This window comes from Pseudomonas sp. B21-059 (assembly GCF_026016285.1).
Classification (GTDB): Bacteria; Pseudomonadota; Gammaproteobacteria; order Pseudomonadales; family Pseudomonadaceae; genus Aquipseudomonas; species Aquipseudomonas danubii.
This window is the reverse complement of sequence record NZ_CP087201.1, coordinates 2,254,524-2,278,974: the sequence shown is the minus strand read 5'-3', so window position 1 is coordinate 2,278,974 and position 24,451 is coordinate 2,254,524. Positions and strand designations below refer to the sequence as shown.

30 protein-coding genes and 1 tRNA gene are annotated in these 24,451 nt (G+C 57.4%); 9 read left to right on the top strand and 22 right to left on the bottom strand.

Annotated elements, in window-relative coordinates; genetic code table 11:
- Window positions 1–75: 75 nt before the first annotated feature.
- Window positions 76–285 (bottom strand): hypothetical protein, encoded by a 210-nt coding sequence (locus tag LOY69_RS10455; RefSeq protein WP_265074459.1) that lies wholly within the window; start codon window positions 283–285, stop codon window positions 76–78.
- An 849-nt stretch (window positions 286–1,134) separates the two neighbouring features.
- Here LOY69_RS10455 and LOY69_RS10450 point away from each other — a divergent pair.
- Window positions 1,135–1,347, top strand: coding sequence for a hypothetical protein (locus tag LOY69_RS10450; protein ID WP_265074458.1), 213 nt, complete (start codon window positions 1,135–1,137; stop codon window positions 1,345–1,347).
- Complete coding sequence (locus LOY69_RS10445) at window positions 1,347–2,459, top strand: phage integrase Arm DNA-binding domain-containing protein (RefSeq protein ID WP_265074883.1); 1,113 nt, start codon at window positions 1,347–1,349, stop codon at window positions 2,457–2,459. The genes LOY69_RS10450 and LOY69_RS10445 overlap by 1 nt, the downstream gene beginning before the upstream one ends.
- Before the next feature lie 89 nt (window positions 2,460–2,548).
- Here the strand turns inward: LOY69_RS10445 and LOY69_RS10440 are convergent.
- From LOY69_RS10440 to thrS, 9 genes are all read right to left on the bottom strand, one after another.
- Window positions 2,549–2,625: transfer RNA gene (locus tag LOY69_RS10440), tRNA-Pro, on the bottom strand.
- Window positions 2,626–2,713: 88 nt separating this feature from the next.
- Window positions 2,714–3,070 carry a MerR family transcriptional regulator gene (locus LOY69_RS10435; protein ID WP_007920509.1) on the bottom strand — a complete coding sequence of 119 codons (357 nt, stop codon included), beginning with the start codon at window positions 3,068–3,070 and terminating at the stop codon, window positions 2,714–2,716.
- Window positions 3,051–3,353: an integration host factor subunit alpha gene (gene ihfA, locus LOY69_RS10430; protein ID WP_002553164.1), complete on the bottom strand. Its 303-nt coding sequence runs from the start codon at window positions 3,351–3,353 to the stop codon at window positions 3,051–3,053. The genes LOY69_RS10435 and ihfA overlap by 20 nt, the downstream gene beginning before the upstream one ends.
- A gap of 3 nt (window positions 3,354–3,356) precedes the next feature.
- Complete coding sequence (pheT, locus tag LOY69_RS10425; RefSeq protein WP_265074457.1) at window positions 3,357–5,735, bottom strand: phenylalanine--tRNA ligase subunit beta; 2,379 nt, start codon at window positions 5,733–5,735, stop codon at window positions 3,357–3,359.
- Window positions 5,736–5,770: 35 nt separating this feature from the next.
- Window positions 5,771–6,787, bottom strand: a complete 1,017-nt coding sequence (gene pheS / locus LOY69_RS10420; RefSeq protein ID WP_170002273.1) for a phenylalanine--tRNA ligase subunit alpha — start codon at window positions 6,785–6,787, stop codon at window positions 5,771–5,773.
- Window positions 6,788–6,897: 110 nt separating this feature from the next.
- Window positions 6,898–7,254: a 50S ribosomal protein L20 gene (gene rplT, locus LOY69_RS10415; RefSeq protein ID WP_016963673.1), complete on the bottom strand. Its 357-nt coding sequence runs from the start codon at window positions 7,252–7,254 to the stop codon at window positions 6,898–6,900.
- A gap of 30 nt (window positions 7,255–7,284) precedes the next feature.
- Window positions 7,285–7,479 carry a 50S ribosomal protein L35 gene (gene rpmI, locus LOY69_RS10410; RefSeq protein ID WP_002553160.1) on the bottom strand — a complete coding sequence of 65 codons (195 nt, stop codon included), beginning with the start codon at window positions 7,477–7,479 and terminating at the stop codon, window positions 7,285–7,287.
- Window positions 7,480–7,539: 60 nt separating this feature from the next.
- Window positions 7,540–8,091: a translation initiation factor IF-3 gene (gene infC, locus LOY69_RS10405; RefSeq protein ID WP_169893379.1), complete on the bottom strand. Its 552-nt coding sequence runs from the start codon at window positions 8,089–8,091 to the stop codon at window positions 7,540–7,542.
- Window positions 8,091–10,013: a threonine--tRNA ligase gene (thrS, locus tag LOY69_RS10400; RefSeq protein ID WP_102863610.1), complete on the bottom strand. Its 1,923-nt coding sequence runs from the start codon at window positions 10,011–10,013 to the stop codon at window positions 8,091–8,093. The genes infC and thrS overlap by 1 nt, the downstream gene beginning before the upstream one ends.
- 386 nt (window positions 10,014–10,399) lie before the next feature.
- Here thrS and LOY69_RS10395 point away from each other — a divergent pair, with 386 nt between their 5' ends.
- On the top strand, window positions 10,400–10,699 hold the full coding sequence (locus tag LOY69_RS10395) for a hypothetical protein (RefSeq protein ID WP_102882483.1): 300 nt from the start codon (window positions 10,400–10,402) through the stop codon (window positions 10,697–10,699).
- 292 nt (window positions 10,700–10,991) lie between these two features.
- Entirely contained in the window at window positions 10,992–11,204 is a 213-nt protein-coding gene (locus LOY69_RS10390; protein WP_003179963.1) for a cold-shock protein, read from the top strand.
- A 70-nt stretch (window positions 11,205–11,274) separates the two neighbouring features.
- Here LOY69_RS10390 and LOY69_RS10385 read toward each other — a convergent pair whose 3' ends face one another.
- The gene (locus tag LOY69_RS10385) at window positions 11,275–11,586 is read right to left on the bottom strand and encodes an I78 family peptidase inhibitor (protein ID WP_102863613.1); all 312 of its coding nucleotides are present in this window, start codon (window positions 11,584–11,586) and stop codon (window positions 11,275–11,277) included.
- A gap of 162 nt (window positions 11,587–11,748) precedes the next feature.
- Complete coding sequence (locus LOY69_RS10380) at window positions 11,749–12,054, bottom strand: hypothetical protein (RefSeq protein ID WP_102863615.1); 306 nt, start codon at window positions 12,052–12,054, stop codon at window positions 11,749–11,751.
- Window positions 12,055–12,218: 164 nt separating this feature from the next.
- Here LOY69_RS10380 and LOY69_RS10375 point away from each other — a divergent pair, with 164 nt between their 5' ends.
- Window positions 12,219–12,431 carry a hypothetical protein gene (locus LOY69_RS10375; RefSeq protein ID WP_102882485.1) on the top strand — a complete coding sequence of 71 codons (213 nt, stop codon included), beginning with the start codon at window positions 12,219–12,221 and terminating at the stop codon, window positions 12,429–12,431.
- Between the two features lie 33 nt (window positions 12,432–12,464).
- Here LOY69_RS10375 and LOY69_RS10370 read toward each other — a convergent pair whose 3' ends face one another.
- The 8 genes from LOY69_RS10370 to LOY69_RS10335 all read right to left on the bottom strand — a co-directional run bounded on the left by LOY69_RS10370 (window position 12,465) and on the right by LOY69_RS10335 (window position 20,175).
- Window positions 12,465–13,493: a nucleoside hydrolase gene (locus LOY69_RS10370; protein WP_102863619.1), complete on the bottom strand. Its 1,029-nt coding sequence runs from the start codon at window positions 13,491–13,493 to the stop codon at window positions 12,465–12,467.
- 42 nt (window positions 13,494–13,535) lie between these two features.
- A complete protein-coding gene (gene rbsD / locus LOY69_RS10365; protein ID WP_102882486.1) occupies window positions 13,536–13,940 on the bottom strand; it encodes a D-ribose pyranase in 405 nt (134 codons plus the stop codon).
- Window positions 13,937–14,854 carry a ribokinase gene (gene rbsK / locus LOY69_RS10360; RefSeq protein ID WP_102882487.1) on the bottom strand — a complete coding sequence of 306 codons (918 nt, stop codon included), beginning with the start codon at window positions 14,852–14,854 and terminating at the stop codon, window positions 13,937–13,939. Before rbsK ends, rbsD begins: the two co-directional genes overlap by 4 nt.
- A 24-nt stretch (window positions 14,855–14,878) precedes the next feature.
- Window positions 14,879–15,898 (bottom strand): LacI family DNA-binding transcriptional regulator, encoded by a 1,020-nt coding sequence (locus LOY69_RS10355; RefSeq protein WP_110596813.1) that lies wholly within the window; start codon window positions 15,896–15,898, stop codon window positions 14,879–14,881.
- Between the two features lie 3 nt (window positions 15,899–15,901).
- Window positions 15,902–16,879: an ABC transporter permease gene (locus LOY69_RS10350; protein ID WP_102863626.1), complete on the bottom strand. Its 978-nt coding sequence runs from the start codon at window positions 16,877–16,879 to the stop codon at window positions 15,902–15,904.
- The gene (locus tag LOY69_RS10345) at window positions 16,876–18,429 is read right to left on the bottom strand and encodes a sugar ABC transporter ATP-binding protein (RefSeq protein WP_265074456.1); all 1,554 of its coding nucleotides are present in this window, start codon (window positions 18,427–18,429) and stop codon (window positions 16,876–16,878) included. The genes LOY69_RS10350 and LOY69_RS10345 overlap by 4 nt, the downstream gene beginning before the upstream one ends.
- A gap of 57 nt (window positions 18,430–18,486) precedes the next feature.
- Window positions 18,487–19,443: a sugar ABC transporter substrate-binding protein gene (locus tag LOY69_RS10340; protein WP_102882490.1), complete on the bottom strand. Its 957-nt coding sequence runs from the start codon at window positions 19,441–19,443 to the stop codon at window positions 18,487–18,489.
- 282 nt (window positions 19,444–19,725) lie between these two features.
- Window positions 19,726–20,175 (bottom strand): hypothetical protein, encoded by a 450-nt coding sequence (locus LOY69_RS10335; RefSeq protein ID WP_110652600.1) that lies wholly within the window; start codon window positions 20,173–20,175, stop codon window positions 19,726–19,728.
- Between the two features lie 339 nt (window positions 20,176–20,514).
- On the opposite strand from LOY69_RS10335, the gene LOY69_RS10330 reads away from it, so the two are divergent.
- The 3 genes from LOY69_RS10330 to LOY69_RS10320 all read left to right on the top strand — a co-directional run bounded on the left by LOY69_RS10330 (window position 20,515) and on the right by LOY69_RS10320 (window position 22,771).
- On the top strand, window positions 20,515–21,603 hold the full coding sequence (locus tag LOY69_RS10330; protein ID WP_102882492.1) for an asparaginase: 1,089 nt from the start codon (window positions 20,515–20,517) through the stop codon (window positions 21,601–21,603).
- 204 nt (window positions 21,604–21,807) lie between these two features.
- Window positions 21,808–22,077 carry a DUF1654 domain-containing protein gene (locus tag LOY69_RS10325; protein ID WP_102863635.1) on the top strand — a complete coding sequence of 90 codons (270 nt, stop codon included), beginning with the start codon at window positions 21,808–21,810 and terminating at the stop codon, window positions 22,075–22,077.
- A 4-nt stretch (window positions 22,078–22,081) separates the two neighbouring features.
- Complete coding sequence (locus tag LOY69_RS10320) at window positions 22,082–22,771, top strand: endonuclease (RefSeq protein WP_102864090.1); 690 nt, start codon at window positions 22,082–22,084, stop codon at window positions 22,769–22,771.
- Window positions 22,772–22,825: 54 nt separating this feature from the next.
- Here LOY69_RS10320 and LOY69_RS10315 read toward each other — a convergent pair whose 3' ends face one another.
- Window positions 22,826–23,182: a penicillin-binding protein activator LpoB gene (locus tag LOY69_RS10315; RefSeq protein ID WP_102882493.1), complete on the bottom strand. Its 357-nt coding sequence runs from the start codon at window positions 23,180–23,182 to the stop codon at window positions 22,826–22,828.
- Between the two features lie 264 nt (window positions 23,183–23,446).
- Here LOY69_RS10315 and csrA point away from each other — a divergent pair, with 264 nt between their 5' ends.
- The gene (csrA, locus tag LOY69_RS10310) at window positions 23,447–23,641 is read left to right on the top strand and encodes a carbon storage regulator CsrA (RefSeq protein WP_007920550.1); all 195 of its coding nucleotides are present in this window, start codon (window positions 23,447–23,449) and stop codon (window positions 23,639–23,641) included.
- Window positions 23,642–23,878: 237 nt separating this feature from the next.
- Here the strand turns inward: csrA and LOY69_RS10305 are convergent, their stop codons facing one another.
- A complete protein-coding gene (locus tag LOY69_RS10305; RefSeq protein WP_110596809.1) occupies window positions 23,879–24,310 on the bottom strand; it encodes a VOC family protein in 432 nt (143 codons plus the stop codon).
- Window positions 24,311–24,451: the final 141 nt, after the last annotated feature.

The window sequence follows — 24,451 nt, the reverse complement described above, 5'->3', positions numbered from 1 at the left end:
CCTAATAGAGGCGGATGATTCCGTTCAGAGATGGGGATCAGCCGCGGTACCTTTAACCAAGCACAGCCACGTTTCTCAATGAAGCGTCCTAACCCTGCGACTTTCACCGATTCTGATTCTATCTAAGGCCCTGTTTAATCCATCTAGCGCGTCTAGGAGGGCTTTTGCTTCGACCTCCCTACCATCCCCCCAAAGCCGTTCAGCCATTTTGTTGAGGGCCTGGATAGACCGCTCGATATCAGCGGCAGTCACAGTCTTGGCATCCGCTGGCTGTTTCTTTGTCATTCAATAAAACTTCCGAAGCGCTGGAGGATCAGCACGAAAACTCCACCTATCAAGACGCAGGCTTCCCTCAGATCCAAAATCTATTCATAGCTCCAGCCAGAACTACCCTGATACAGAATCTAGCACCATTACTTCGCCACTACGATTAGCAATGCCCTTCCCTGCCTTACTCAAAAATTAGCAATCTGAAATTTAGCAAAATGCATTGCATAAACATTACTTTATGCTAATTTAGCTAAACGCCAGCTGCGAGCTGGTTTACCCCCCATCCATTTTTTGCGAAGCCAACAACGCGGCAGGCCCTCGGCTTGCCTGGAGAAAAGCATGCCCGTTACTACAACCCCCTCTCATGGAAATGAATTCGCCAGTCTTGGCGCTCGCCTGGTTCGCTTCGGCCAAGCGCTACAGGAAGCATCAACAACCGTCGGTGAGCTCACCTCCCTGGCTGCAGCATGCGGTATCAGCCTCAAACTGAAAGCTACTGCGGAGCAGGGAGAGCACCAGAATGGCTAGAACACTCCTGCGGGTGCGAGGTAAGGGTGTCGCCTTCTACCTGAACTCTGAAACCTCATCCCCCAATACCGGGCACCGGAATCGCTACCGCCTATTCAAGACGGAGAACTACGGACGCGCCAAGTCGGGATGGATTCAAGTTGGTTCGATTGCTGGCCAGGAGTTGATGGCGATAGAGGATGAGACAGCCCTGCTTGAGGCATGCGAGAAGCTATTCGCGAGCAAGAACCCTCGACGCTTCGAGCAATATGGCGCGATACGCGGAAAGCCTGGCCGGTGGGAGGGAGAAGCCTTTCCCGTGCGCTACTCCAACCGCCTATCAACCGGGCGTAACCAATGAACCGAGAGTTGATAAAAATAAGCGAATTTCAGCGCAGACACTGGGGTAAAAACGGCACTCCACCATGCCCCCAGGCAATCCGAAACTACATTCGCAACGGCAAGGTGCCCGGCGAGAAGATAGGCAAGCTCTGGTACGTTGACTGGGCTGCATTCACCAAGTCAGCCGGTAACGATCTCGTCGCGATGGTATTGAAAGGAGCTGCATGATGGCACCAAGGCCGCGCAAAACTGCGAACAAGAGCCTTCCGCAGAATCTGTACTTCGATGCGCGGCGCGGGACATATCGCTACCGGAGGCCGGCCGACGGGAAGTTCTTCCCGTTCGGATCCGATCGCCTAAAAGCCATCGACGCCGCGAAGCAGTTGAACCTGGAGTTCATGCGCGGAGCCGATCTGGTGGGCACGGTAATGGGCAACGCATCTGAATCTTTCGCCGGCTTCCTCGATATCTATGAGCGCGATGTCCTGCCGCCGCGCGAGCTAGCCAAGGGCACCCTGGGCCTTTATGCCGTCCACTTTCGCCGCTTTCGAAAGCACTTCGAAGGCCAGGCCCTCGACGAGATCACGATCCGAATGATCGCAAAGATGCTGGACGCCCTCACGCCTCGGACTGCAAACCAGTGCCGCGCACTGCTGATCGACATCTTCAACCACGCAGCGGCTAAAGGCCTGTGCCCGGACAACCCAGCAGCCAGCACCATCAACCGAATCGAGAAGAAGCAACGCAAGCGGCACACCGTCGAAGGCCTGAAAGCCATCCGGGAGAAGTCGCCGTTCTGGCTGCAGAACGCGATCGACCTCGCGTTGATCACCGCGCAACGCCGGACGGACATCTTGAACATGCGATTCGATGGTGTTCGGGAAGGTTATTTGTATGTGGTGCAACAGAAGACGGCCAAGGCCAGCGATGCGGCATGGATTCGGTTCAAGGTGACCGAAGAGCTACAGGCCGTTATCAGCCGGTGCCGGGATGACATCGTCTCGCCTTACCTGATCCATCGCCGGCCAGACCGCAAGAAGCAGAAACAGGCGCAGACGAAGGACCACTGGACACAGGTCGAAGAACGATATCTGACGCGAGCCTTCAAAGAAGCCCGGGAAGCGGCGGATTGTTACAAGGGATGGAAAGAGGAGGAAATGCCGGGCTTCCACGAAGTGCGGGCGCTGTCACTGCACCTCTATCAGAAAGCCGGAAAGGATGGTCAGAAGATCGCCGGCCACGCCAGCGAGACAATGACCAAAAACTACCAGAAAGACCACGCCGAAATTGTCTGGTCAGAAGCAATTCCAGACCTAAATATCAGCGAAATTACCGGTTAGTTTTGCGCAAGTTTTGCGCGTGTTTTGCGCAGGCACAAAAAAGCCGATCTAGATGATCGGCTTAAGTGTCTGATTTTCATCAGAAAATATGGTCGGGACGGAGTGATTCGAACACTCGACCCCTAGCACCCCATGCTAGTGCGCTACCGGACTGCGCTACGCCCCGACTAGGCGTGAAACCTGTTTCACTTCTCAGGAAACGTTGAGGAATATACCGCAAGCTTTTGAAAAGTGGAAGTATTTAATACGATGAATTACTTCTTGAGCACCACAAGCACATCTTCCAGCTCAGAGATCATCTGACGGATCAGTTGCTTGTACTGGGTGGTGTCGTCTTTGGCCTCATCACCGGAAAGGCGCAAGCGCGCTCCACCGATGGTAAACCCCTGATCATAAAGCAACGCGCGGATCTGCCGGATCATCAACACGTCTTGGCGCTGATAATACCGGCGATTTCCGCGGCGTTTTACAGGGTTGAGTTGAGGAAACTCTTGCTCCCAATAACGCAGCACATGCGGTTTTACCGCACAGAGCTCGCTGACTTCACCGATGGTGAAGTAGCGTTTACCCGGGATGACCGGGAGCTCGTCGTTATGACTTGGTTCCAGCATAAGCCTCAACTCGGGCCTTCAACTTCTGCCCTGGACGAAAGGTGACCACACGGCGAGCCGTGATCGGGATTTCTTCACCCGTTTTCGGGTTGCGGCCAGGACGCTGGCGTTTATCCCGAAGGTCGAAGTTACCGAAACCGGACAATTTGACCTGTTCGTTATCTTCGAGAGCGTGCCTGATTTCTTCAAAGAAAAGCTCGACCAATTCCTTGGCCTCGCGTTTATTCAGGCCTAGCTCTTCGTAGAGACGTTCGGCCATTTCAGCTTTCGTCAGAGCCCCCATACGTCACTTCCTTAACGTGGCGTTCAACCTTTGTTCGAGCGAGGTGAGGATGTTTTGTGTCGTGGAGTTCACCTCATCGTCGTTAAGAGTGCGCGATGGATGCTGCCAGGTCAAGCCGACGGCAAGGCTTTTTCTATGCGGATCAATGCCTTTACCCTGATAGACGTCAAAGAGCCTGAGGTCTGTCAGCCATTCGCCTGCATTTTCACGAATTACGTCCAGTACTGCGCTCGCCGCCACGTCACGATCCGCCAGCAATGCCAGGTCACGGCGTACTTCTGGGAAACGCGAAAGCTCGTGGAACTTCGGAAGACGACCTTGAGCTACCTCGCCCAGAACCAGCTCAAACACGTAAACCGGACGATCCAGGCCGAGGTTTTTTGCCAGTTCCGGGTGAATAGCCCCCAGATAACCGACCTCACGACCATCACGCTCGATACGTGCAGTCTGGCCAGGATGCAGCGCAGGATGCTTGCCCGGAGCAAAAGTGAATTCATCCAGTGCGCCAGCAAGGCCCAGCACTGCCTCGACATCTGCCTTGACGTCAAAGAAATCGACACCGTCGCGACCTTGCGCCCAACCTTCAGGCAAGCGACTGCCGCAAACGACGCCGGCCAACATTGGCTGCTGCTTCAAGCCTTCCAGTTGACCGATAAAGCGCAAGCCGCTTTCAAACATGCGGACGCGATCTTGCTGACGGTTCAGGTTGTGCTGAAGTGCCTTGACCAGGCCAGGCCACAAAGAAGAGCGCATGGCCGCCATGTCAGCCGAAATCGGGTTGGCCAATAGCAGCGGTTCAACACCTGGATTGAACTGCTCAAACAATTTCGGATCGATGAAGCTGTAAGTAATTGCTTCCTGATAACCACGGGCTACCAGCAGACGCCGCAGGGCAGGCAGATCACCTTGCGCTTCCGCCTTAGCCTGAGGAGCCAGGCGAGCCTGCGGATAACGAACCGGCAAACGGTTGTAACCGTAGAGACGCGCCAACTCTTCGATCAAGTCGACTTCAAGGCTGATATCGAAACGGTGGCTTGGCACTTCAACGCGCCACTGGTCTGCACCATCAGCAGTGACTGTCAGGCCCAACGCCGTGAGCAGACGCTCGACCTCGGGACCGTCGATTTCCATGCCCAGCATCTGGGTGATGCGCTCAGCGCGCAGCGTCACAGGTGCAACAGATGGCAAGTGCTGCTCGCTGACAGCTTCGATGATCGGACCAGCTTCGCCGCCAGTGATCTCCAGCAACAAGCCAGTTGCACGCTCCATGGCCTCGCGAGCCAGCTGCCAGTCCACACCACGCTCATAGCGATGAGAAGCATCGGTATGCAGGCCATAGGAACGGGCTTTGCCAGCAACCGAAATCTGGTCGAAGAAAGCGCTTTCCAAAAACACGTCGCGGGTGTTTGCGGTAACGCCACTGTGCTCACCGCCCATAACGCCAGCGATTGCCAGAGCACGGGTGTGGTCAGCAATCACCAGGGTATCGCTACGCAGAGTAACTTCCTGGCCGTCGAGCAGTACCAGTTTCTCGCCCTCTTCGGCCATGCGCACTCGAATACCGCCGTTGATTTCGGCGAGATCGAAAGCATGCAGCGGCTGGCCCAGTTCGAGCATCACATAGTTGGTGATGTCCACCGCCGCATCGATACTGCGCACGTCGGCACGACGCAAGCGTTCAACCATCCACAGAGGGGTCGGCTTGGACAAATCGACATTGCGAATAACCCGACCCAGATAGCGCGGGCAGGCCGTCGGAGCAAGCACTTCCACAGGGCGTACTTCGTCGTGCGCTGCGGCAACCACTTTTACTTCAGGGCGCTGCACTTTAGCGGCATAGAGCGCACCGACCTCACGGGCCAGACCGGCAAGCGACAGGCAGTCACCACGGTTTGGAGTCAGATCGACCTCAATACTGGCATCGTCCAGGTTCAGATAGACGCGAACGTCCTCCCCCACCGGAGCATCGGCCGGCAGCTCCATCAGACCATCACTGCCTTCACCAATCTGCAGTTCGGCTTGGGAACACAGCATGCCGTTGGACTCAACGCCACGCAGCTTGGCTTTCTTGATCTTGAAGTCGCCCGGCAGCTCGGCGCCAATCATCGCGAATGGGATCTTCAAGCCTGGACGCACGTTAGGTGCACCGCAAACCACCTGGAAGGTCTCCGCGCCGTTACTGACCTGGCATACGCGCAGCTTGTCGGCATCTGGGTGCTGCTCGGTGCTCAGCACCTCGCCCACCACTACACCACTGAAATCACCGGCGGCTGGCGTTACGCTGTCAACCTCAAGACCGGCCATCGACAGACGAGCAACTAGCTCGTCACGACTCACCTGCGGGCTAACCCAGCCACGCAGCCATTGTTCACTGAATTTCATCCTGCTCTCCTAATAGATTCGTTACGGACGCGCGACTAGCGAAATTGCGCAAGGAACCGCAAGTCGTTGTCGAAGAACAGGCGCAAGTCATTGACACCGTAACGCAGCATGGCCAAACGCTCGGCGCCCATGCCGAAGGCAAAGCCCTGGAACTCTTCCGGGTCGATCCCGGACATACGCAGCACATTTGGGTGAACCATGCCGCAGCCCATGACTTCCAGCCAACCGGTCTGCTTGCAGACGCGGCAACCTTTACCGCTGCACATCACGCATTCCATATCGACTTCAGCGGATGGCTCGGTGAACGGGAAGTACGAAGGTCGGAAACGCACGGCCAGCTCTTTTTCAAAGAACACCCGCAGGAACTCTTCAATGGTGCCTTTCAGGTCGGCAAAATTGATGTCGCGATCCACCAGCAGGCCTTCGACCTGATGGAACATCGGCGAGTGAGTGATATCGGAGTCGCTACGATACACACGGCCTGGGCAGACGATGCGAATCGGCGGCTGCTGCGATTCCATGGTGCGGACCTGTACCGGCGAGGTATGGGTGCGCAACAGCATGTTCGCATTGAAATAGAAGGTGTCATGCATCGACCGGGCCGGGTGATGGCCTGGGATGTTGAGCGCCTCGAAGTTGTGATAGTCGTCTTCGACCTCAGGGCCTTCGGCGATGCCGTAGCCAATGTGGGTAAAGAATTGCTCGATACGCTCCAGGGTCCGCGTAATCGGGTGCAGACCGCCAGAGGTCTGGCCACGGCCCGGCAGAGTTACGTCAATGCACTCGGCAGCGAGTTTGGCGCTGAGTTCCGCCTCCTCGAAAGCAATTTTGCGCGCATTGAGAACCTCTGTTACACGCTCCTTGGCAACGTTGATCAGCGCTCCGACTTGCGGGCGCTCTTCGGCAGGCAGGTTGCCCAGGGTCTTCATCACCTGAGTCAGCTCGCCCTTCTTGCCAAGGAAGTGAACCCGGATCTGTTCCAGGGCATTGATGTCTTCAGCGTGTTGCACGGCCTCAAGTGCTTGAGAAACCAGCGCATCCAGGTTTTCCATGTACAGACTCCAGATACAAAATAGGGGAAGAGCTTGAAGGCTCTTCCCCTATTTATGACGTTTAACACCAGAGCCCACGAAAGGTGAGCCCGGATGACTGTCGGGGGTACTTAAGCCAAGGTGGCTTTAGCTTTCTCGACAATCGCAGCAAACGCCGCTTTTTCGTTCACTGCCAGATCAGCCAGAACCTTACGGTCGATCTCGATGGACGCCTTTTTCAGGCCAGCGATCAGACGGCTGTAAGACAGACCGTTAGTACGAGCACCAGCGTTGATACGAGCGATCCACAGAGCGCGGAACTGACGTTTTTTCTGACGACGGTCGCGGTAGGCGTATTGGCCTGCCTTGATTACCGCTTGCTTGGCAACACGGAATACGCGCGAGCGTGCGCCGTAGTAGCCTTTAGCAAGTTTCAGAATTTTTTTGTGACGTTTACGGGCAATGACGCCACGCTTTACACGAGCCATGAGTTACTTCCTCTATTCTTGATCCAAAAATTAACGAAGGCGCAGCATGCGCTCGACTTTTGCCACGTCAGACGGATGCAGCAAGCTGCTACCGCGCAGTTGACGCTTACGCTTGGTCGACATTTTGGTCAGGATGTGGCTCTTGAAAGCGTGCTTGTGCTTGATACCGTTAGCAGTTTTCAGAAACCGCTTAGCAGCACCACTTTTGGTTTTCATCTTTGGCATGTTCGGATACTCCGCATTCAGTTGATAAACATAATCAGAAGGCCTGCCGTGCCCTGTTGATTACTTCTTCTTTTTCGGGGCGATGACCATGATCAGCTGGCGTCCTTCCATCTTAGGATGCTGTTCGACAGAACCGTACTCTTGCAGGTCAGCTTCAACCCGCTTGAGGAGTTCCATCCCCAGCTCCTGGTGGGCCATCTCACGGCCGCGGAATCGCAAGGATACCTTGGCCCTGTCCCCGTCACTCAGGAAACGTACCAGGTTGCGCAGTTTTACCTGGTAATCCCCTTCCTCCGTCCCTGGACGAAACTTGATTTCTTTAACCTGAATCTGCTTCTGGTTCTTCTTCGCAGCAGCAATCTGTTTCTTCTTTTCGAAGATCGATTTGCCGTAATCCATCACCCGGCAAACAGGTGGGACTGCGTCGGCGGAAATCTCCACCAAATCCAGCTTGGCTTCTTCAGCTATACGAAGCGCTTCATCAATCGAGACGATGCCAATCTGCTCGCCGTCAGCGCCAATTAACCGAACCTCGCGTGCCGAGATATTCTCGTTGATCGGGGCTTTCGGTGCAGCTCGTTTATCTTGTCTCATATCACGCTTAATAATAATTACTCCGAATCTTGGCGACCACGCCGGGAAACCGCTTGTGCGAGGAACGCCGAGAATTGGTCCACAGGCATCGAGCCCAGGTCTTCACCTTCACGGGTACGCACAGCGACAGTCTGCATCTCGACCTCCCGATCTCCAATAACCAAGAGATAGGGAACCTTGAGCAAAGTATGCTCGCGGATTTTAAAGCCGATCTTTTCATTTCTCAAGTCGGACTTGGCACGAAATCCGCTTTGATTGAGTGTTTTTTCTACTTCAAGGGCAAAATCTGCCTGTTTATCAGTGATATTCATCACCACGGCCTGAGTCGGAGCCAGCCACGCAGGGAACGCGCCCTCGTAATGCTCGATCAGAATCCCGACAAAACGCTCGAAGGAACCGAGAATCGCCCGGTGCAGCATCACCGGATGCTTACGGCTGTTGTCTTCGGATACGTATTCAGCACCCAGACGGATCGGCAGATTGAAATCCAGCTGCAAGGTACCACACTGCCATACACGCCCGAGGCAGTCTTTCAACGAGAACTCGATCTTCGGACCATAGAACGCGCCCTCGCCCGGCTGCAGATCATACGGCAACCCGGCACTGTCCAAAGCCGCAGCCAGTGCGTTTTCCGCACGGTCCCACAACTCATCGGAACCCACACGTTTTTCAGGACGAGTGGAAAGTTTCATCTCGATGTCCTTGAAGCCGAAGTCGGCATAGACATCCATAGTCAGCTTGATGAACGCAGCGGACTCGGCCTGCATCTGATCTTCAGTACAGAAGATGTGAGCATCGTCCTGAGTGAAACCACGTACACGCATGATGCCGTGCAACGCTCCCGAAGGCTCATTACGGTGGCAAGCACCGAATTCGGCCAGGCGCATCGGCAGTTCGCGGTAGCTCTTCAAACCCTGATTGAACACCTGCACGTGGCACGGGCAGTTCATGGGTTTGATCGCGTAGTCGCGGCTTTCCGATTCGGTGGTGAACATGTTCTCGGAATAGTTGGCCCAGTGCCCGGACTTTTCCCAAAGGCTGCGATCGACCACTTGCGGAGTCTTGATCTCCAGATAGCCGTTTTCACGCTGCACCTTGCGCATGTACTGCTCGAGCACCTGGTACAAGGTCCAACCATTGGGGTGCCAGAACACCATGCCCGGCGCTTCCTCCTGGGTATGGAACAGGCCCAAACGCTTGCCGATCTTACGATGGTCGCGCTTTTCGGCCTCTTCGATACGCTGGATATAGGCAGCGAGCTGCTTCTTATCCGCCCACGCAGTACCGTAAACCCGCTGCAATTGCTCGTTTTTGGCGTCGCCGCGCCAGTAGGCACCAGACAACTTGGTCAATTTGAACGACTTCAGGAAGCGCGTGTTCGGCACGTGCGGACCGCGGCACATGTCGACATATTCTTCGTGATAGTAGAGGCCCATTGCCTGCTCATTCGGCATGTCCTCCACCAGGCGCAACTTGTAGTCCTCGCCACGAGACTTGAACACTTCAATCACTTCGGCTCGCGGGGTGACCTTCTTGATCACGTCATAGTCTTTCTCGATCAGCTGCTGCATGCGCTGCTCGATAGCCGCCATGTCTTCGGGCGTGAAGGGACGCTCATAGGCGATGTCGTAATAGAAGCCTTCATCAATGACCGGGCCGATGACCATCTTGGCGGTCGGATACAACTGCTTGACCGCATGCCCTACCAAGTGAGCGCAAGAGTGGCGAATGATCTCAAGCCCCTCTTCGTCCTTTGGCGTGATGATTTGCAGGGTTGCGTCGCTGTCGATCACATCGCAGGCGTCGACCAGCTTGCCATTGACCTTGCCGGCCAGGGTGGCCTTAGCCAAACCTGCGCCAATAGATGCAGCGACCTCGGCTACGGATACCGCATGATCGAATGAACGTTGACTGCCGTCGGGAAGAGTAATGGTGGGCATGGCGCCTCCTCTCCTAGTGGTGACCCCTACCAAAGGTCACGTGGGTTGGGATGAGCCAGTACGCGATTCAGTCCGGCCGTTCTGTAACAAACGCCTGCCTCACAGTGGCAAGAGCCTTGCGGCCAACCGGGAAACCGAACCAGAGTGACTGGGGTTCAAATCAAAATTAATGAGGCATAGACCGCGAGGGAGAAGTGCAACACCCAAAGCTTGAAAACACCCAAGCCGGGCATGCTAGCACAGATAAATCGCAAGCACCGCGCAGCAAGTTTCCCAAAAGATACTTTCCGGTCTTTTATTGAAGAAAGTGAACTTGCGATGTACGCCGAACCTCAAATACCAAGAGAATCGTCGTCCTTGCTATCGACCTCAGGAGAACTCGACTCATGCGCCTTACCCAATTGCTTACCCTGGCCGCCCCACTCGCCCTGCTCCTGCCCTTGAGCGCACAAGCTGCATGGCCTGCCGGAGCTCGTGCCGACTATATGAAGGATTGCACTGCAGCAGCCAGCCAAAGCATCGACGCCAAAAGCGCCGAGAAACATTGCGCCTGCGGTGCAGAGAAGCTGAATGAAAAATTCACCACCGATGAAATCAAGGAGCTGATGAGTAAATCCAAGCAACCTAGTGCAGAACTGCGAACCCGAGCCCTGGACGCCATCGCTGCTTGCCGAGTGGTCAAATAACCAACCACCGCACGAAACAGGCTGCACCAAGGCCTGTCAGCAGGCCTGAAACGCGGTTTTTTTCACAATTTACGCAGCTTTTACGGGTTTTTTTATCACCGTTTGTTTTCCGCGAAAGCCCCTTAAACCGGGGCCTACAGGCAAATCGAACGGCAAAATACACGGACACATCGGGCAAAGAGCACCTACAGGGGGCTCCCAAGCCGAACATTTCGACTATGATAGCTCGGTGTGCCCAGTTGGCCTGAGCAGCACAGCACTACTGAAAATATATGTTTCTTGGAGATACACCATGTCTAATCGCCAAACCGGCACCGTAAAATGGTTCAACGATGAAAAAGGCTTCGGCTTCATCACTCCTCAAGGTGGCGGTGACGACCTGTTCGTACACTTCAAAGCTATTGAAAGCGACGGTTTCAAAAGCCTGAAAGAAGGCCAAACCGTTTCCTTCGTGGCTGAGAAAGGCCAAAAGGGTATGCAAGCTGCACAAGTTCGCCCTGAGTAAGTTTTCAGCGAGCTAAAAAAACCCCGTCCATGTGACGGGGTTTTTTATGCGCGGGCCAAAAACCTAAGCCTCAACCACAGTTGACCCGAGTAACCACCAGGCCGGCATCGGTATTGAGGTTCAGGCGGTCGGAGCGGTACTCCAGAGTAATCATGTCATTAGGCTTGAGGAAACGCGCATATTGCGCTCCTGCGCGAGTACGGGCCTGCTCCAGCAGTTCGGGAGAAGCCTTCTTGCCGACGGCAAATTCGGCAGCTGTTGCTTCACAACGCGTGTGCCCGGATTCAGAGGCCACAGGTTCCTTTGTCGACCCGGTGGTGCTGCATCCACTGAGGACAACAGCGGCCAACAAGGTTCCGAATGAAGCGAGCTTCCAAGGCATGAAGCCTCCTTTTCAAAATTAAGCAGAGATCGTGCGACAGCCGATTTGGCTTTTGGTTTCAAAACAAAATGGCCTTTTGCCCTATGTCACGGACAGCGAGTAAGTCTGCCTCAGGCATCGCGACACTTTCACAGGACAATCGTCACTGAATATGAACAGCACTCAATAGATATCGATGTAGTCGAACGCCGGTTTCGGCCAGTTCTGCTTGAGTGCATTGAAGATCTGCATTACCCAAACCTCATCACTGGCCGCCACGTTGCCGACATAGCCGGATCCGGCTGCCCAGGTTTCCAGGCGAAACAACAAACCCTCGATGTCGACACCTCCCACCACTCCCGAAGAGATGTAGGCAATCCCGGTCCTGGTGACACGCAACTGGGTATGCACGTTGTCACTGGCCGAAGCCAGAAGCTGGCGCACCGCCTCCAGGGTCAGGGCATCAGGCTGATTCAAATCGATTTGCACAGAAGCTTCCTTGAGCGCAGGAAAAGCGCCAGTGTCGCATAGCACCCGCTTGATGCCTAAGTCGGAGTGCCAAACGCCCGGCAACATGGTTAACTCTGCGACGCAGCAAACACCCGCCCAGGCCCGACCCTGGCGCCCGCCTTATCCGAATTCGTGAGACTTTCATGGCCACCGTGAGTATCGACGCCGACATCAAAGCCAAATGGCCCCAGGGCCAGTGCTCCTACAGCCCAGGGAGCCCGGAAGAGTTGGCGATCATTGGCATAGACCTGCTGGTCAAGGAGCTGGGAACCCAATCCGCCTGGGCGTTCATTGAGCAGGTTTTCGAGAAGTACCCTGCTGATCACCCAGGCGCACAGGACCCGGAACGGGAATAGAACCCCGCAGGCAGGAGCCTGCGGAGGTGCTGCTTACTTGAGGCGAGCCAGACGCTCGGTGAGCAAGTCGAAAAAGCCCTGAGCATCACCGTTCTCAACCCAGAACACGTTCTTTTCCTGCTTCAGGCCGTCATACCAGTCGACGATGGTCTGGCCGAACGTCGGCCCTTCACGACTGTCGACAACCATGTTGGCCTGACGCCCGCTGAACAGCTCAGGCTTGAGCAGATAGGCGATCACCGTCGCATCATGCACCGGGCCGCCGGGAATACCGTAGTGCTCCATGTCGCCTTTGACGTACTCATTGAGGATATCCCCTACCACCTTGCTGGCATTGTTGTTCAAGGCGGCGATCTTCTGCAGTCGCGCCTCGCTGGTCAGCACCTTATGGGTGACGTCCAGTGGCAGGTAGGTCAGCTTGACGCCACTCTTGAGCACCACTTCGGCCGCTTGAGGATCGGCGAACAGGTTGAACTCGGCCACCGGGGTGATATTGCCGCCATTGAAGTGTGCGCCACCCATGACCACCACTTCCTTGATGCCCTGGGTAATATCCGGCGCCTGGATCAATGCCAGTGCCAGGTTGGTCTGCGGCCCCAGCATGGCGATGGTGATGCTGTGGGGCTTGGCCGCCCGCAATGTATCGATCAGATAGTTGACCGCATTGCCCTTGGCCAGCGGCGCCTTGGGCTCATGCACAGTCACCCCGGAAATGCCTTCCTTGCCGTGGATATTCTCGGCATAGATCGGCGTGCGCAGCAGCGGTTTTGGCGCCCCGGCGTAGACCGGCACTTCATCGCGACCAGCCCACTCACGGGCCAGGCGAGCATTGCGCGAGGTCTTGTCCAGACGTACGTTGCCCGCCACCGTGGTCAAGGCACGAATATGCAGCTCCTCGGGCGATGCCAGGGCGAACAACAGAGCCACCACATCGTCGGCCCCCGGGTCGGTGTCGATGATCAGATCGATTTTTTCCGCCGCCTGAGCGCCGGTAGCAGTGAGTAGAGACAAGAGCAGCAGACTCCGGAACCAGTGTTGAAACAGCAGAGCATAGCGGTGCATGGCGCACTCCTTGTGCAAGGTAAGGAAAAGCCGGACAGCGGCCTAGAAGGTCACCCCGGCAACCAGGGCGATGTTGCAATACGGCTGGCACTCTCCCGTGCGAATCACTGCACGAGCCTGGCGACTGAGCACCTTGAAATCTTCGTGACTCATCAGTCTGCGCTCCCCCAGCTCGCCACTGAGGTTCAGCACGTCCAGCCCCAGTAAAGGCTGCGGCCGCTTCAGCAGAATCTCCTCGGCCAGCACATGACTCTCCACCTGCATCTCGCTGAGCAACACCTTGAGCGTGCCGAGAAAATCGGGCACGCCGTGGGTCAGGGCCAGATCGATCAACTCGACGCCAGTTGGCACCGGCAGACCGGCATCACCGATCACCACGATGTCGCCGTGGCCCAAAGAGGCAATCAAGCGTGACAGGGCAATATTGAGCAAAGGTGTCTTTTTCATGAAGGGACAAAGGCCTGTACGTCGGACAGTGTGGGAATGGAAGGTTGTGCACCGGCGCGCGTCACCGAAAGCGCCGCAGCGACCTGACCAAAGCGGATCGCCTCGGCCTCGCTCTTGCCGGCAGCCAGGGCGGCGGCAAAACCACCGACGAAGGTATCCCCCGCGGCCGTGGTGTCGATGGCCTTGACCTTGGGCGCCGGAAAATGCTCGAAACTGCGGCCATTGGCAAACAGCGAACCTTGCGCCCCCAGGGTGATGATGACCTTGCCGGCACCGGCGGCGATCAAGCGACCGGCCGCAGCTTCGGCGCTCTCCAGCGAGTCCACCGCCACGCCACTGAGGGCGGACGCCTCGCTTTCATTGGGAATCAGGTAGTCGATCGAGCCGTACCACTGCTCTGGCAGCGGGCCGCTGGCCGGCGCCGGATTGAGAATCACCGTCTTGCCCAGCTCACGCCCGCGCTTGAGGGTGTACCCCACCGTTGCCAGAGGCACTTCCAACTGACAGATGATCACGTCCGCCTCCTGCAACACCCGATCAAACCCCGCAACCTTCTCGGGGCTGAGCAGGCCGTTGCCACCGGCGACGATGACAATTGCATTCTGGCTACTGTCATCCACCACGATCAGGGCTACGCCGCTGGAACCCTCTACCACGCTCACCGCTTGGCAATCGATCTGCTCGGCGAGCAAGGCACTGCGCAATTGCTCGCCATAGGCATCATCGCCAACACAGCCGACCATCGACACCTGCGCCCCCAGCCTGGCGGCCGCCACTGCCTGATTGGCTCCCTTGCCTCCGGACACCGTGGCAAAGGATTTGCCAATCAGCGTCTCGCCTCCTCGCGGCAAGCGCTCGGCCCGGGTCACCAGATCCATATTGAGGCTTCCCACTACCACTACTTTTGCTGGCATACATCGATACTCAATCATTTGGATTCAGCGGTACTCGGCAAATGCGCTACTGAGCGGCGCAGTCGATTCCCGCAAGACAATATTCGGCGTAACGATGCGCTGGTCGACCGGCAACTCCCGCGCAGCGATCCGGCGCAGCAGCAACTCTGCCGCGGTCTCCCCCAGTTGCAGGATCGACTGACCCACCGTGGTCAGCGCCGGGTAGACATAACGGCTCATGAGAATGTCGTCGAAGCCGATCACCGAGAGCTCACTGGGCACACGGATATTGCGCTCCGCCGCCGCCCGCAACACACCGATGCCCATCATGTCGTTAGCGGCGAAAATGGCGCTTGGCGGGCGACTCTCAAGCAACTGCGCCGCAGCCCGATAACCACCAGTGCTGCTGAAGTCACTTTCCAGGATGCGCCCTGCTGGCACCTCGACACCGGCTTCCTGCAACGCCTGGCGAAACCCCGCCAGGCGCATCTGCGCCACGCTGGTGTTGGCCGGCCCGCCGATACAGGCGATGTCCCGGTGCCCCAGCTCCAGAAGGTGCCGGGTCGCCAAGTAGGCACCGTAATGGTGGTCGATACGCACCAGATCGGCGTCCACCCCTTCCAGCCCACGGTCGACAATCACCATCGGCGTGCGCACCCCGGCCAGACCCTGGGCCAGACCACTGTCGCCACCAGCGGACGTCACAATCAGCCCGTCGATGCGCTTTTCCAGAAGCACACGCAGATAGTTGCGCTGCTTGTCCGGGTTATCGTCGGAGTTGCAGAGGATCACGCAGTAACCGTTGCGCTCGCAGTAGTCCTCAATCCCTCGTGCCAGTTCGGCGAAGTAGGGGTTGAGACTGTTGGGCACCAGCAGGCCGATGGTCGCGGTGGTCTTGGCCTTGAGTGAGCGGGCCACCGCACTGGGCACATAGTCGAGGCGCTTGATCGCCGCCTCGACCTTGACCCGCACCTCTTCACTGACCGGCCGCGTCTTGTTCAGCACATGGGACACCGTGGTGTAGGAAATCCCCGCCAGCGCTGCCACATCCTTGATTGTTGCCATGAATCAAACCCGCCGATTGGCGCGCTGGCTGCGATAGGTGTCCAGCACCACGGCAATCACAATGACCGCACCGGTGATGATGCGCTTGGTCGGTTCTGATGCGCCGATTTGCGCCAGGCCTGCAGCCAGCACGGAAATAATCAAGACGCCGAAGAAGGTACTGATCACCGAACCGCGTCCGCCCATCAGGCTGGTGCCGCCAATCACCACCGCAGCGATGACCTGCAACTCCAGACCGGAGCCCGCATTCGGGTCTGCCGCTTCCAGGCGAGAAATTTGAAACAGCGCTGCAATGCCCGCCAACAACCCCATCAGGCTGAACACCAGGATCTTGTAGGGTTTGGGATTGATCCCCGCCAGACGCACCGCCTCTTCGTTGGTACCGATGCCGATCAGGTAGCGACCGAACACGGTGCGCGTCAGCACCGCCTGGGCCAGGAAGATAATCAGCAGGGCAATGATAAACGACGGCGAAATGCCAAAGGCAATCGGATTCGACAACCAGGCGAAGGCATCACCGATATAGGCCGTGCGCGAGCCGGTCATCTGATAGGCAACACCCCGGGCCATTTCCAGCACCCCCAAGGACACAATGAAGGACGGGATACGCCAGGCCACAGTGATCGAGCCGGTGATGGTTCCCGCCAGCGCCGCACAGGCCATGCCCAGCAATGCCGCAGGTACCACGCTCCAGCCCCAGCCGAGAATCGCCACGCTGACTGTCGAGGCCGCCAGGGCCAGCACCGACCCCACGGACAGATCGATGCCACCGATGATCAGGACGAAGGTCATACCCACCGCCAGCACCATAAGGTCGGGAATCTGGTTGGCCAGGGTGCTGAAGGTGTCATAGGAAAGGAAGTGGCTGCTGAGCAGGGAGAACAGGACGATCATCCCCAACAACGCCCCCGCCAGACCCAGGTAGGTGCCGAGGCCGTAGTAATGGCCGCCTCGCTTGCCGCTTGCAGGTGCAGTTTTCATGATGCATTCCTAGGCGTCGCTTCGCTGAGCAACGCATCTCGTTTTTGATAGCCGGCAAAGGCGGCGGCAAGCAATTCGTCCTGGGTCCAGCTGTCACGCTCGAAGGTGTCGATCAGGCGCCCGGCAGAGAGCACGCCGATGCGATCACAGATCAACATCAACTCACGCAGGTCGCTGGACACCACCACCAGGGCCTTGCCCTGGCGGGTCAACTCCCCCAGCAGGCCATAGATATCGAACTTGGCGCCGACATCGATACCGCGAGTGGGCTCGTCGAACAGCAACACCGAGCAGTCACGCTCCAGCCAACGGCCGATCACCACTTTCTGCTGGTTGCCGCCGGACAATTCGGACACCAATTGCGCCGGACTGGAACTGCGAATGCGCATGGCATCGATCTGCCGCCGGGCCAGTTGCTCTTCGTCCTGGCCATTGACCAGGCCGCCACTGGAAATAGCCGGCATGTTGCCCAGGGCGATATTGGCGCTGATGGACTGGGTCAGCAGCAGCCCTTCGCCCTTGCGATCCTCAGTGATCAACGCAATGCCGTTGGCCACCGCATCCACCGGGGAGCGAATACTCACCGGCCGGGCTGGTGTGCCCAAGGCAATGCTGCCGCTGTCGGCGACATCGGCACCAAAGATCAGCCGCAGCAACTCGGTACGCCCTGCCCCGATCAGGCCAGAGATACCGAAGATCTCGCCACTGCGCACCTCGAAGGACACATCACAAACCTTGTCCGAACGACTGAGGTTGTTCACCGTCAGCGCCGGCGCACCGATCTTGCGCTCGCCCAGGTCAATGTGTTCGCCCAGCTCGCGCCCCACCATCAGGTTCACCAACTGTTCGCTGTTGTAGTTGGCCATGGGCTCGACACACACCAGGCAACCGTCACGCAACACAGCAATGCGCTGGGCCACCCGGGCCAGCTCTTCCAGGCGATGGGAGATATAGATGATGGACACGCCCCGAGCCTGCAGGCGAGTGATCTGCTCGAAGAGCATCTCCACCTCACGGGAAGTGAGCATGGCCGTCGGCTCATCGAGAATCAGCACATGACAGTCGCCGATCAGGTTGCGGGCGATCTCCACCATCTGCTGGTGACCGATGCCCAATTCACCCACCAGCGTGTCGGGATCGATGGCGTCAAGGCCGACCTGGGCCATGGCCTCGATCGCGGCCTTGCGCAATTGCTTGCGGCTGATCCAGCCACCGGTAGTGGGCAGGTTGTCGAGAAACAGGTTCTCGGCCACCGACAGGGTCGGCAGTAGGTTGAGCTCCTGCATGACCATGCGAACCCCCACCTCTTCCGCCTGGGTCCGGCTACCGGGGCGATAGTCCTGGCCGTTGAACTGCATGTGGCCGGTGGTAGGGCTGACCAGACCACCGATGATCTTCGACAAGGTGCTCTTGCCAGCGCCGTTCTCACCAGTCAGGGCCAGCACCTCCCCACGCATCAGCGTCAGGTCGATGCCGGTCAATACCGGCTGTGCATAGGTCTTGCCGATACCGCTGACCGAGAGGACAGCGTTCGCAGCGGAAACTGACATAAGAAACTCTCCATGCGCTCGCCCGAACGGGCGAGCGCCGTTGTGCCGCCGGAAGGACTACTTGGTGACCAGCTCAACTGGAGTTTCGATCACGCCGTTGGCACCGCTGTCGACTTTCTCGCCCTTGAGGATCTTCAGCGCGGTCTCGATGCCGAACACCGCCTGCTTGGCAGCGAACTGGTCGGCAGTGGCCAGGACCCGGCCATCCTTGAGCATGGGTTTGATGGCGTTGATATTGTCGTAGCCCACTACCTGGACCTTGCCGGCCTTGCCCGCAGCCCGCACGGCGGAAACCGCCCCCACTGCCATGCTGTCGTTACCGGCCAGCAATGCCTTGAGATTCGGGTACTCGCTGAGCATCGCCGAGGCCACACGGTTGCCTGCGTTGATTTCCCAGTCGCCGGATTGCAGCGAGACCACCTTGATCTGCGCGGCGTCCATCGCGTCCTTGAAGCCAGCGGTGCGCTGCTGTGCGTTGGTGGTGGTGGAAACCCCTTCGATGATCCCCACTTCGTCGCCGGCCTTCAGTTGCTTGGCCAGGTACTCACCCACCAGGCGAGCCCCCTTGCGGTTGTCCGGCCCCACGAAAGGTACGCTGATGTTCTTGCTTTTCAGCACACCGGGATCGAGTTGGTTATCGATATTGATCACGGTGATCCCGGCATCCACCGCCTTCTTGATCACCGGCACCATGGCCTTGGAGTCGGCGGGTGCAATCACCAGGGCATTGACCTTGGAGACGATCATCTGCTCGACGATGCGAATCTGGTTGGCGGTATCGGTTTCGTCCTTGATGCCGTTGGACACCAGGTCGAAATCGGCGGAATGCTCTTTCTGATAAGCCTTGGCGCCGTCTTCCATGGTCAGGAAGAACTCGTTGGCCAGGGACTTCATGACCAGGGCGACCTTGGGTTTCTGCGAGGTCTCGGCATAGGCCGAAGAGAGAGGGAGGGCAGCGGATGCAGCAGCCAGAACAGCGACAGCGAGTAGACGTCCAGCGAAGGGCAGCTTCATGAATTCACTCCGATCTTATGATTATTGTGAGCAGCGTCCGCACGGCAGGGTGAGCAGGCCGTCATCAGCAGGGATGGGAGGCCGGTGCCGCACTTTGGAAAGATAGACGATTGTCGTTATCCAAAGGCCGCGCAAACGTTTGCGTAAAACGAACTATGCGAACCTAGCCAGAGTTTGTCAACGCCGATCAGTGTCTGGAAAAAGCAGACAGACAGGGGGCAAAACCCCACTGCTGGAGAGGAGAAACCTGTCCGCACCGTAGCGTCGAACAGGCTCTGAGGGTCATGCGGTGGTGTTTACCAGGCCGCCCGAGGAGGAGTCCTTGGCCAGCTCACGGACCAGATTGCCCGATACCTCGGCCAGGGCCCCGTTGGTCTGGGCGATCTGCCCTTGAAGGCCCATCACCACGGTCTGCTTGGCTTCAGGGGTCGGATAGTCGGCGGCCTGGGCGGCAGCCAGTTGCTGTTGCTGCTGCTTGAGCTGCTCCTGCAACTCTTGCATACGCTTGAGCAGCATCTTGACGACGATGCTCTGATTGTCTCCACCCGAGTCTGCGGCTTCGGACTTTTCCGCCTGCTTGCCGGCCCCCACCCGGAGGGTGTCCGACTCATCGGTGCCCAGCGCCGTGGACGCCTCCTCGGCAGCGGCGTTACTCAATGCATCAATGGTCGCCGGTGACTTGCCATTGATCAAAATCGCTCCTGCGCCAGGAAATCCGACTGACAGAGACATATGAACTCCTGAAAAAAAGATCCTGTCGGGTCATCGACCATCTCGCGACATTCTTTAATAACGGCCCCTGCCCCTTTGTACCAAACCGCTGACGGGCATTTTCGGATTGCCGAACGCCTACCCGCGCAAACGTTCGGAAACCCGGACACACACCACTCCATCGCCGTCATAAAAATAAATAAAGTTGATATAAATCAGTAACTTAAAATACTTATCGGACCAAGGTAGCGCTGGTACAGATCCTGCTCAACCCTCACTGCCTCACCGCATACAGATCTGCGGTCGGGGTGTTTCTAGATGAACCTGCATCAGCACCGTCTCACTACTAGAGAGAAAATAATGAAATCTGCCTTCAAAACCTTCGTTCCGGGCGCTTTGGCCCTCCTCCTGCTTCTGCCTGCAGCTGTGCAGGCCAAAGAAGCTGAAACCCAACAAAAACTCGCCAACGTTGTGGTCCTTGCTACCGGTGGCACCATCGCCGGCGCCGGCGCCAGTGCCGCCAACAGCGCCACCTACCAAGCAGCCAAAGTCGGCATCGAACAACTGATCGCCGGCATCCCCGAGCTGAGCCAACTGGCCAATGTGCGTGGCGAGCAAGTCATGCAGATCGCTTCGGAAAGCATCACCAACGAAAACCTGCTGCAACTGGGTCGCCGCGTTGCTGAACTGGCCGACAGCAAAGACGTCGATGGCATCGTCATCACCCACGGCACCGACACCCTGGAAGAAACCGCCTACTTCCTCAACCTGGTGGAAAAGACTGACAAGCCGATCGTGGTCGTCGGCTCCATGCGCCCAGGCACCGCCATGTCGGCTGACGGCATGCTCAACCTGTACAACGCAGTAGCCGTAGCCGGCAGCAAGAACGCCCGCGGTAAAGGCGTGCTGGTCACCATGAACGATGAAATCCAGTCCGGTCGCGATGTCAGCAAGACGATCAACATCAAGACCGAAGCCTTCAAGAGCCCATGGGGCCCACTGGGCATGGTAGTGGAAGGCAAATCCTACTGGTTCCGCCTGCCTGCCAAGCGTCACACCATGGATTCGGAATTCGACATCAAGAACATCAAGAGCCTGCCTGACGTAGAAATCGCCTACGGCTACGGCAACGTCAGCGACACCGCTTACAAGGCCCTGGCACAAGGTGGTGCCAAAGCCATCATCCATGCCGGTACCGGCAACGGCTCCGTGTCCTCCCGCGTAGTGCCAGCCTTGCAAGAGCTGCGCAAGAACGGCGTGCAGATCATTCGTTCTTCCCACGTCAATGCTGGCGGCTTCGTACTGCGCAACGCTGAACAGCCTGACGACAAGAACGACTGGGTCGTGGCTCACGACCTGAACCCGCAAAAAGCCCGCATCCTGGCCATGGTCGCTCTGACCAAGACTCAGGACAGCAAAGAACTGCAACGCATGTTCTGGGAATACTGACAGCCCTCCGCTCGACCGACTCCGGTCGAGCAGGCTTCAACCACTCGCCCATCCAGGCGAGTGGTTCCGCCCCCCGCCTAACAGCCTCGTCGCGCCCTCCCCCGTAAAAAATCTCCCTCATCCGTGAGACAAATGCGTAAAGCATGGTCAGAGGAACTTCTTGAATCTTAAGCAGTTGCGAAATGTCTTACAGTTAAATACTGTATACACGTACAGCTTATTAAGGATTGTTCCGTGGCCACGACCCAAACGCCCCTCAGCTCCTACGAACGCCTGGGTGTACGCATCCAGAAAATCATCAACTCCCCTACCGCACAGAAAGCCAAGGCAGCCCTGATCTTCCGCCTCGCCGATGAGCCCCAGGACGAGTGGGAACGCCTGCTGGAGGAAATCGCCGAGAACGACAACGTCACCCTCGCCTATCGCGACGATGGTGGCGTGCAAATTTTCTGGGTCGTACCGAAGGAAGACTGAGTTGATGAGTGTCCGTTGTTTTGCCGTACTGCTGTTTTTCGTCACCTTCACCGCCCAAGCCGATGCCCCACGCACCTTCAGCGAAGCCAAGAAAGTCGCCTGGAAACTCTATGCCCCCCAATCAACCGAGTTCTACTGCGGCTGCAAGTACAACGGCAACCGGATAAACCTCGCCGCTTGCGGCTATATACCGCGCAAGAACGCCAAGCGCGCAGAGCGCATCGAATGGGAACACATAGTGCCGGCCTGGCAGATCGGTCATCAGCGCCAATGCTGGCAGCAAGGCGGGCGCAAGAATTGCACCCGTACCGACCCGGTCTATCAGCGGGCCGAAGCGGACTTGCATAACCTGGTACCAAGCATTGGCGAAGTGAATGGCGACCGCAGCAACTTCAGTTTCGGCTGGCTGCCGGAGCAATCCGGGCAATATGGCTCATGCCTGACCCAGGTGGACTTCAAGGCCAAGAAAGTCATGCCCCGCCCCTCGATTCGCGGCATGATCGCCCGCACCTACTTCTACATGAGCAAGCAATACGGTCTGCGCCTGTCGAAACAGGATCGACAGCTCTTCGAAGCCTGGAACAAAACCTATCCGGTGCAGGATTGGGAGCGCCAACGCAATCAGAGCGTGGCCTGCGTGATGGGGCGTGGAAACGAGTTTGTCGGAACCGTCAACCTCAAGGCCTGCGGCTGACCCAGAGGCGCCCCTTGATATGGGCGCCTCTCGATAAGGCGGGAGCAGACTTACTTACTGTGCAGCCTGGTGCTCGATAACCGTGACATCGATGTCACGCTTCTTGGCCTTGATGAGTTTCTCGACCACTTCGGTCTTTTTTGCCTCGGCCTCGGCCTGGGACGCAAAAGGCCCGAGCAGCACCCGCTTCTTGCCTTCCACGGTCACCACATTGGACATGATCCCGTGCTCGATCAGCCAACCTGTGAGATCACTGACCGCCAGGGGCAGTTCGCTGCCCACCCACACATCCCACTGCGGCGCGGTAGAAGCCTGAACCGGCTGAACCTGCGTCGTCGCCAAAGTGCTCTTGTTCGCCTCGACTGGCTTGCCTTCACCGCAACCGGCCAACGCCAACACCGCCATCATCATCGCTACTGTGCGCACAACCTACCCCTAGAAAGTCTGAGGCGGCGATTTTAGCACTCAAGACAAAAGAGACCTCGTCACAAAATCAGGCCGAAACAGGAAGAATGATATTTATTGCCTCTGTATAGTTGCGACTTGGGAATTAATAGATCGTCTGCGCGTCAGAAAGAGGCACCCACTCAGTGGAACTTCGCACTAATCTATACCTAAGACCGACCTCTGCACTGTTTGAATCTGGTGCTCTACAAAGCCATCAAGGAGAAGATCATGCTGATACTCACCCGCAAAGTCGGTGAAAGCATAAACATCGGTGACGACATTACGATCACCATTCTCGGCGTCAGCGGCCAACAGGTCCGCATCGGTATCAACGCGCCAAAAGACGTCGCGGTACACCGCGAGGAAATCTATCAACGCATTCAAGCCGGACTGACCGCCCCGGACAAACGCGAAACCCCATGAATCCAATGAGCACCCGCTCCCTGCCTGTGCCCAACAGCTGGCGCGGCGCGTGCCCTATTTGCCTTGAACCTCTCCTACAGAACACCTGCATGCTCTGACCGGATTGCGGCTATAACAGATTCCCGCCCACTGGATTGTCGTCAAGCACTGACTATCGCCCTTTTCTGGCAAATACCAACCGCGGCCTCCCGGTACGCGGCGCCTCAGCAATACAGGCGTCGCACCCGGGATCGGCGGTCAGGCGCTGACCGCTGGCTTGAACCCCAAATCCTCAGTGAACCGCAGCAGGTAGCCGTCCGGATCAAGCACCAGCAGGTTCAACTCACCATGCAGCAACTCATCATGCCGGTACCAGCACTCCTGGATTTCCCTGCGCAGGACGATACCGGCATGCGCCAGAGCGGCAGCCATCTGGCGAATGTCCGGGCACTCGATGGACAAGTTCATGCCTCGGCCAAAAGGCGCCTGCAAGGGGCCGACGCGCCACTCTGATTCCTCCTGATCATCCTGCTCCAGCATCAACTGAGCGCCGTTGAGGGAGAGAAAGGCAAAGAAGTGTTCCGGACGCTGATACTCCACCTTGAAACCGAGGGTATCGCGATAAAAAATCAGACTGCGCTCCAGGTCCGTGACCAGCATTTCCGGAACCAGGTTATTCATTTGAAACATGGCAAAAGTCCATTGCTCATTGATCGAGCCGCGAGACTACGCCCAAGCCGATCCCAATTGCAGCCCCGCTTACCAATGATTACAACTGAGCCAATGCCACACCAGGCGCCACGCCCATCCACCTGCCGCCGATCATCCATG

Excerpts from the sequence above, each read along its gene's own strand:
- LOY69_RS10450 (WP_265074458.1), top strand. The coding sequence starts at position 1,135 with ATGAACCGAGAGTTGATAAAAATAAGCGAATTTCAGCGCAGACACTGG.
- LOY69_RS10340 (WP_102882490.1), bottom strand. The coding sequence starts at position 19,443 with ATGAAGCTGCCCTTCGCTGGACGTCTACTCGCTGTCGCTGTTCTGGCT.
- pheT (WP_265074457.1), bottom strand. The coding sequence starts at position 5,735 with ATGAAATTCAGTGAACAATGGCTGCGTGGCTGGGTTAGCCCGCAGGTG.
- LOY69_RS10350 (WP_102863626.1), bottom strand. The coding sequence starts at position 16,879 with ATGAAAACTGCACCTGCAAGCGGCAAGCGAGGCGGCCATTACTACGGC.
- LOY69_RS10455 (WP_265074459.1), bottom strand. The coding sequence starts at position 285 with ATGACAAAGAAACAGCCAGCGGATGCCAAGACTGTGACTGCCGCTGAT.
- LOY69_RS10385 (WP_102863613.1), bottom strand. The coding sequence starts at position 11,586 with ATGCCTTGGAAGCTCGCTTCATTCGGAACCTTGTTGGCCGCTGTTGTC.
- thrS (WP_102863610.1), bottom strand. The coding sequence starts at position 10,013 with ATGCCCACCATTACTCTTCCCGACGGCAGTCAACGTTCATTCGATCAT.
- ihfA (WP_002553164.1), bottom strand. The coding sequence starts at position 3,353 with ATGGGGGCTCTGACGAAAGCTGAAATGGCCGAACGTCTCTACGAAGAG.
- pheS (WP_170002273.1), bottom strand. The coding sequence starts at position 6,787 with ATGGAAAACCTGGATGCGCTGGTTTCTCAAGCACTTGAGGCCGTGCAA.
- LOY69_RS10330 (WP_102882492.1), top strand. The coding sequence starts at position 20,515 with ATGAAATCTGCCTTCAAAACCTTCGTTCCGGGCGCTTTGGCCCTCCTC.
- LOY69_RS10315 (WP_102882493.1), bottom strand. The coding sequence starts at position 23,182 with ATGATGATGGCGGTGTTGGCGTTGGCCGGTTGCGGTGAAGGCAAGCCA.
- LOY69_RS10345 (WP_265074456.1), bottom strand. The coding sequence starts at position 18,429 with ATGTCAGTTTCCGCTGCGAACGCTGTCCTCTCGGTCAGCGGTATCGGC.
- rbsD (WP_102882486.1), bottom strand. The coding sequence starts at position 13,940 with ATGAAAAAGACACCTTTGCTCAATATTGCCCTGTCACGCTTGATTGCC.
- LOY69_RS10355 (WP_110596813.1), bottom strand. The coding sequence starts at position 15,898 with ATGGCAACAATCAAGGATGTGGCAGCGCTGGCGGGGATTTCCTACACC.
- LOY69_RS10305 (WP_110596809.1), bottom strand. The coding sequence starts at position 24,310 with ATGTTTCAAATGAATAACCTGGTTCCGGAAATGCTGGTCACGGACCTG.
- rpmI (WP_002553160.1), bottom strand. The coding sequence starts at position 7,479 with ATGCCAAAGATGAAAACCAAAAGTGGTGCTGCTAAGCGGTTTCTGAAA.
- rbsK (WP_102882487.1), bottom strand. The coding sequence starts at position 14,854 with ATGCCAGCAAAAGTAGTGGTAGTGGGAAGCCTCAATATGGATCTGGTG.
- LOY69_RS10320 (WP_102864090.1), top strand. The coding sequence starts at position 22,082 with ATGAGTGTCCGTTGTTTTGCCGTACTGCTGTTTTTCGTCACCTTCACC.
- LOY69_RS10435 (WP_007920509.1), bottom strand. The coding sequence starts at position 3,070 with ATGCTGGAACCAAGTCATAACGACGAGCTCCCGGTCATCCCGGGTAAA.
- LOY69_RS10370 (WP_102863619.1), bottom strand. The coding sequence starts at position 13,493 with ATGCACCGCTATGCTCTGCTGTTTCAACACTGGTTCCGGAGTCTGCTG.
- LOY69_RS10390 (WP_003179963.1), top strand. The coding sequence starts at position 10,992 with ATGTCTAATCGCCAAACCGGCACCGTAAAATGGTTCAACGATGAAAAA.
- LOY69_RS10395 (WP_102882483.1), top strand. The coding sequence starts at position 10,400 with ATGCGCCTTACCCAATTGCTTACCCTGGCCGCCCCACTCGCCCTGCTC.
- csrA (WP_007920550.1), top strand. The coding sequence starts at position 23,447 with ATGCTGATACTCACCCGCAAAGTCGGTGAAAGCATAAACATCGGTGAC.
- rplT (WP_016963673.1), bottom strand. The coding sequence starts at position 7,254 with ATGGCTCGTGTAAAGCGTGGCGTCATTGCCCGTAAACGTCACAAAAAA.
- LOY69_RS10335 (WP_110652600.1), bottom strand. The coding sequence starts at position 20,175 with ATGTCTCTGTCAGTCGGATTTCCTGGCGCAGGAGCGATTTTGATCAAT.
- LOY69_RS10445 (WP_265074883.1), top strand. The coding sequence starts at position 1,347 with ATGGCACCAAGGCCGCGCAAAACTGCGAACAAGAGCCTTCCGCAGAAT.
- LOY69_RS10375 (WP_102882485.1), top strand. The coding sequence starts at position 12,219 with ATGGCCACCGTGAGTATCGACGCCGACATCAAAGCCAAATGGCCCCAG.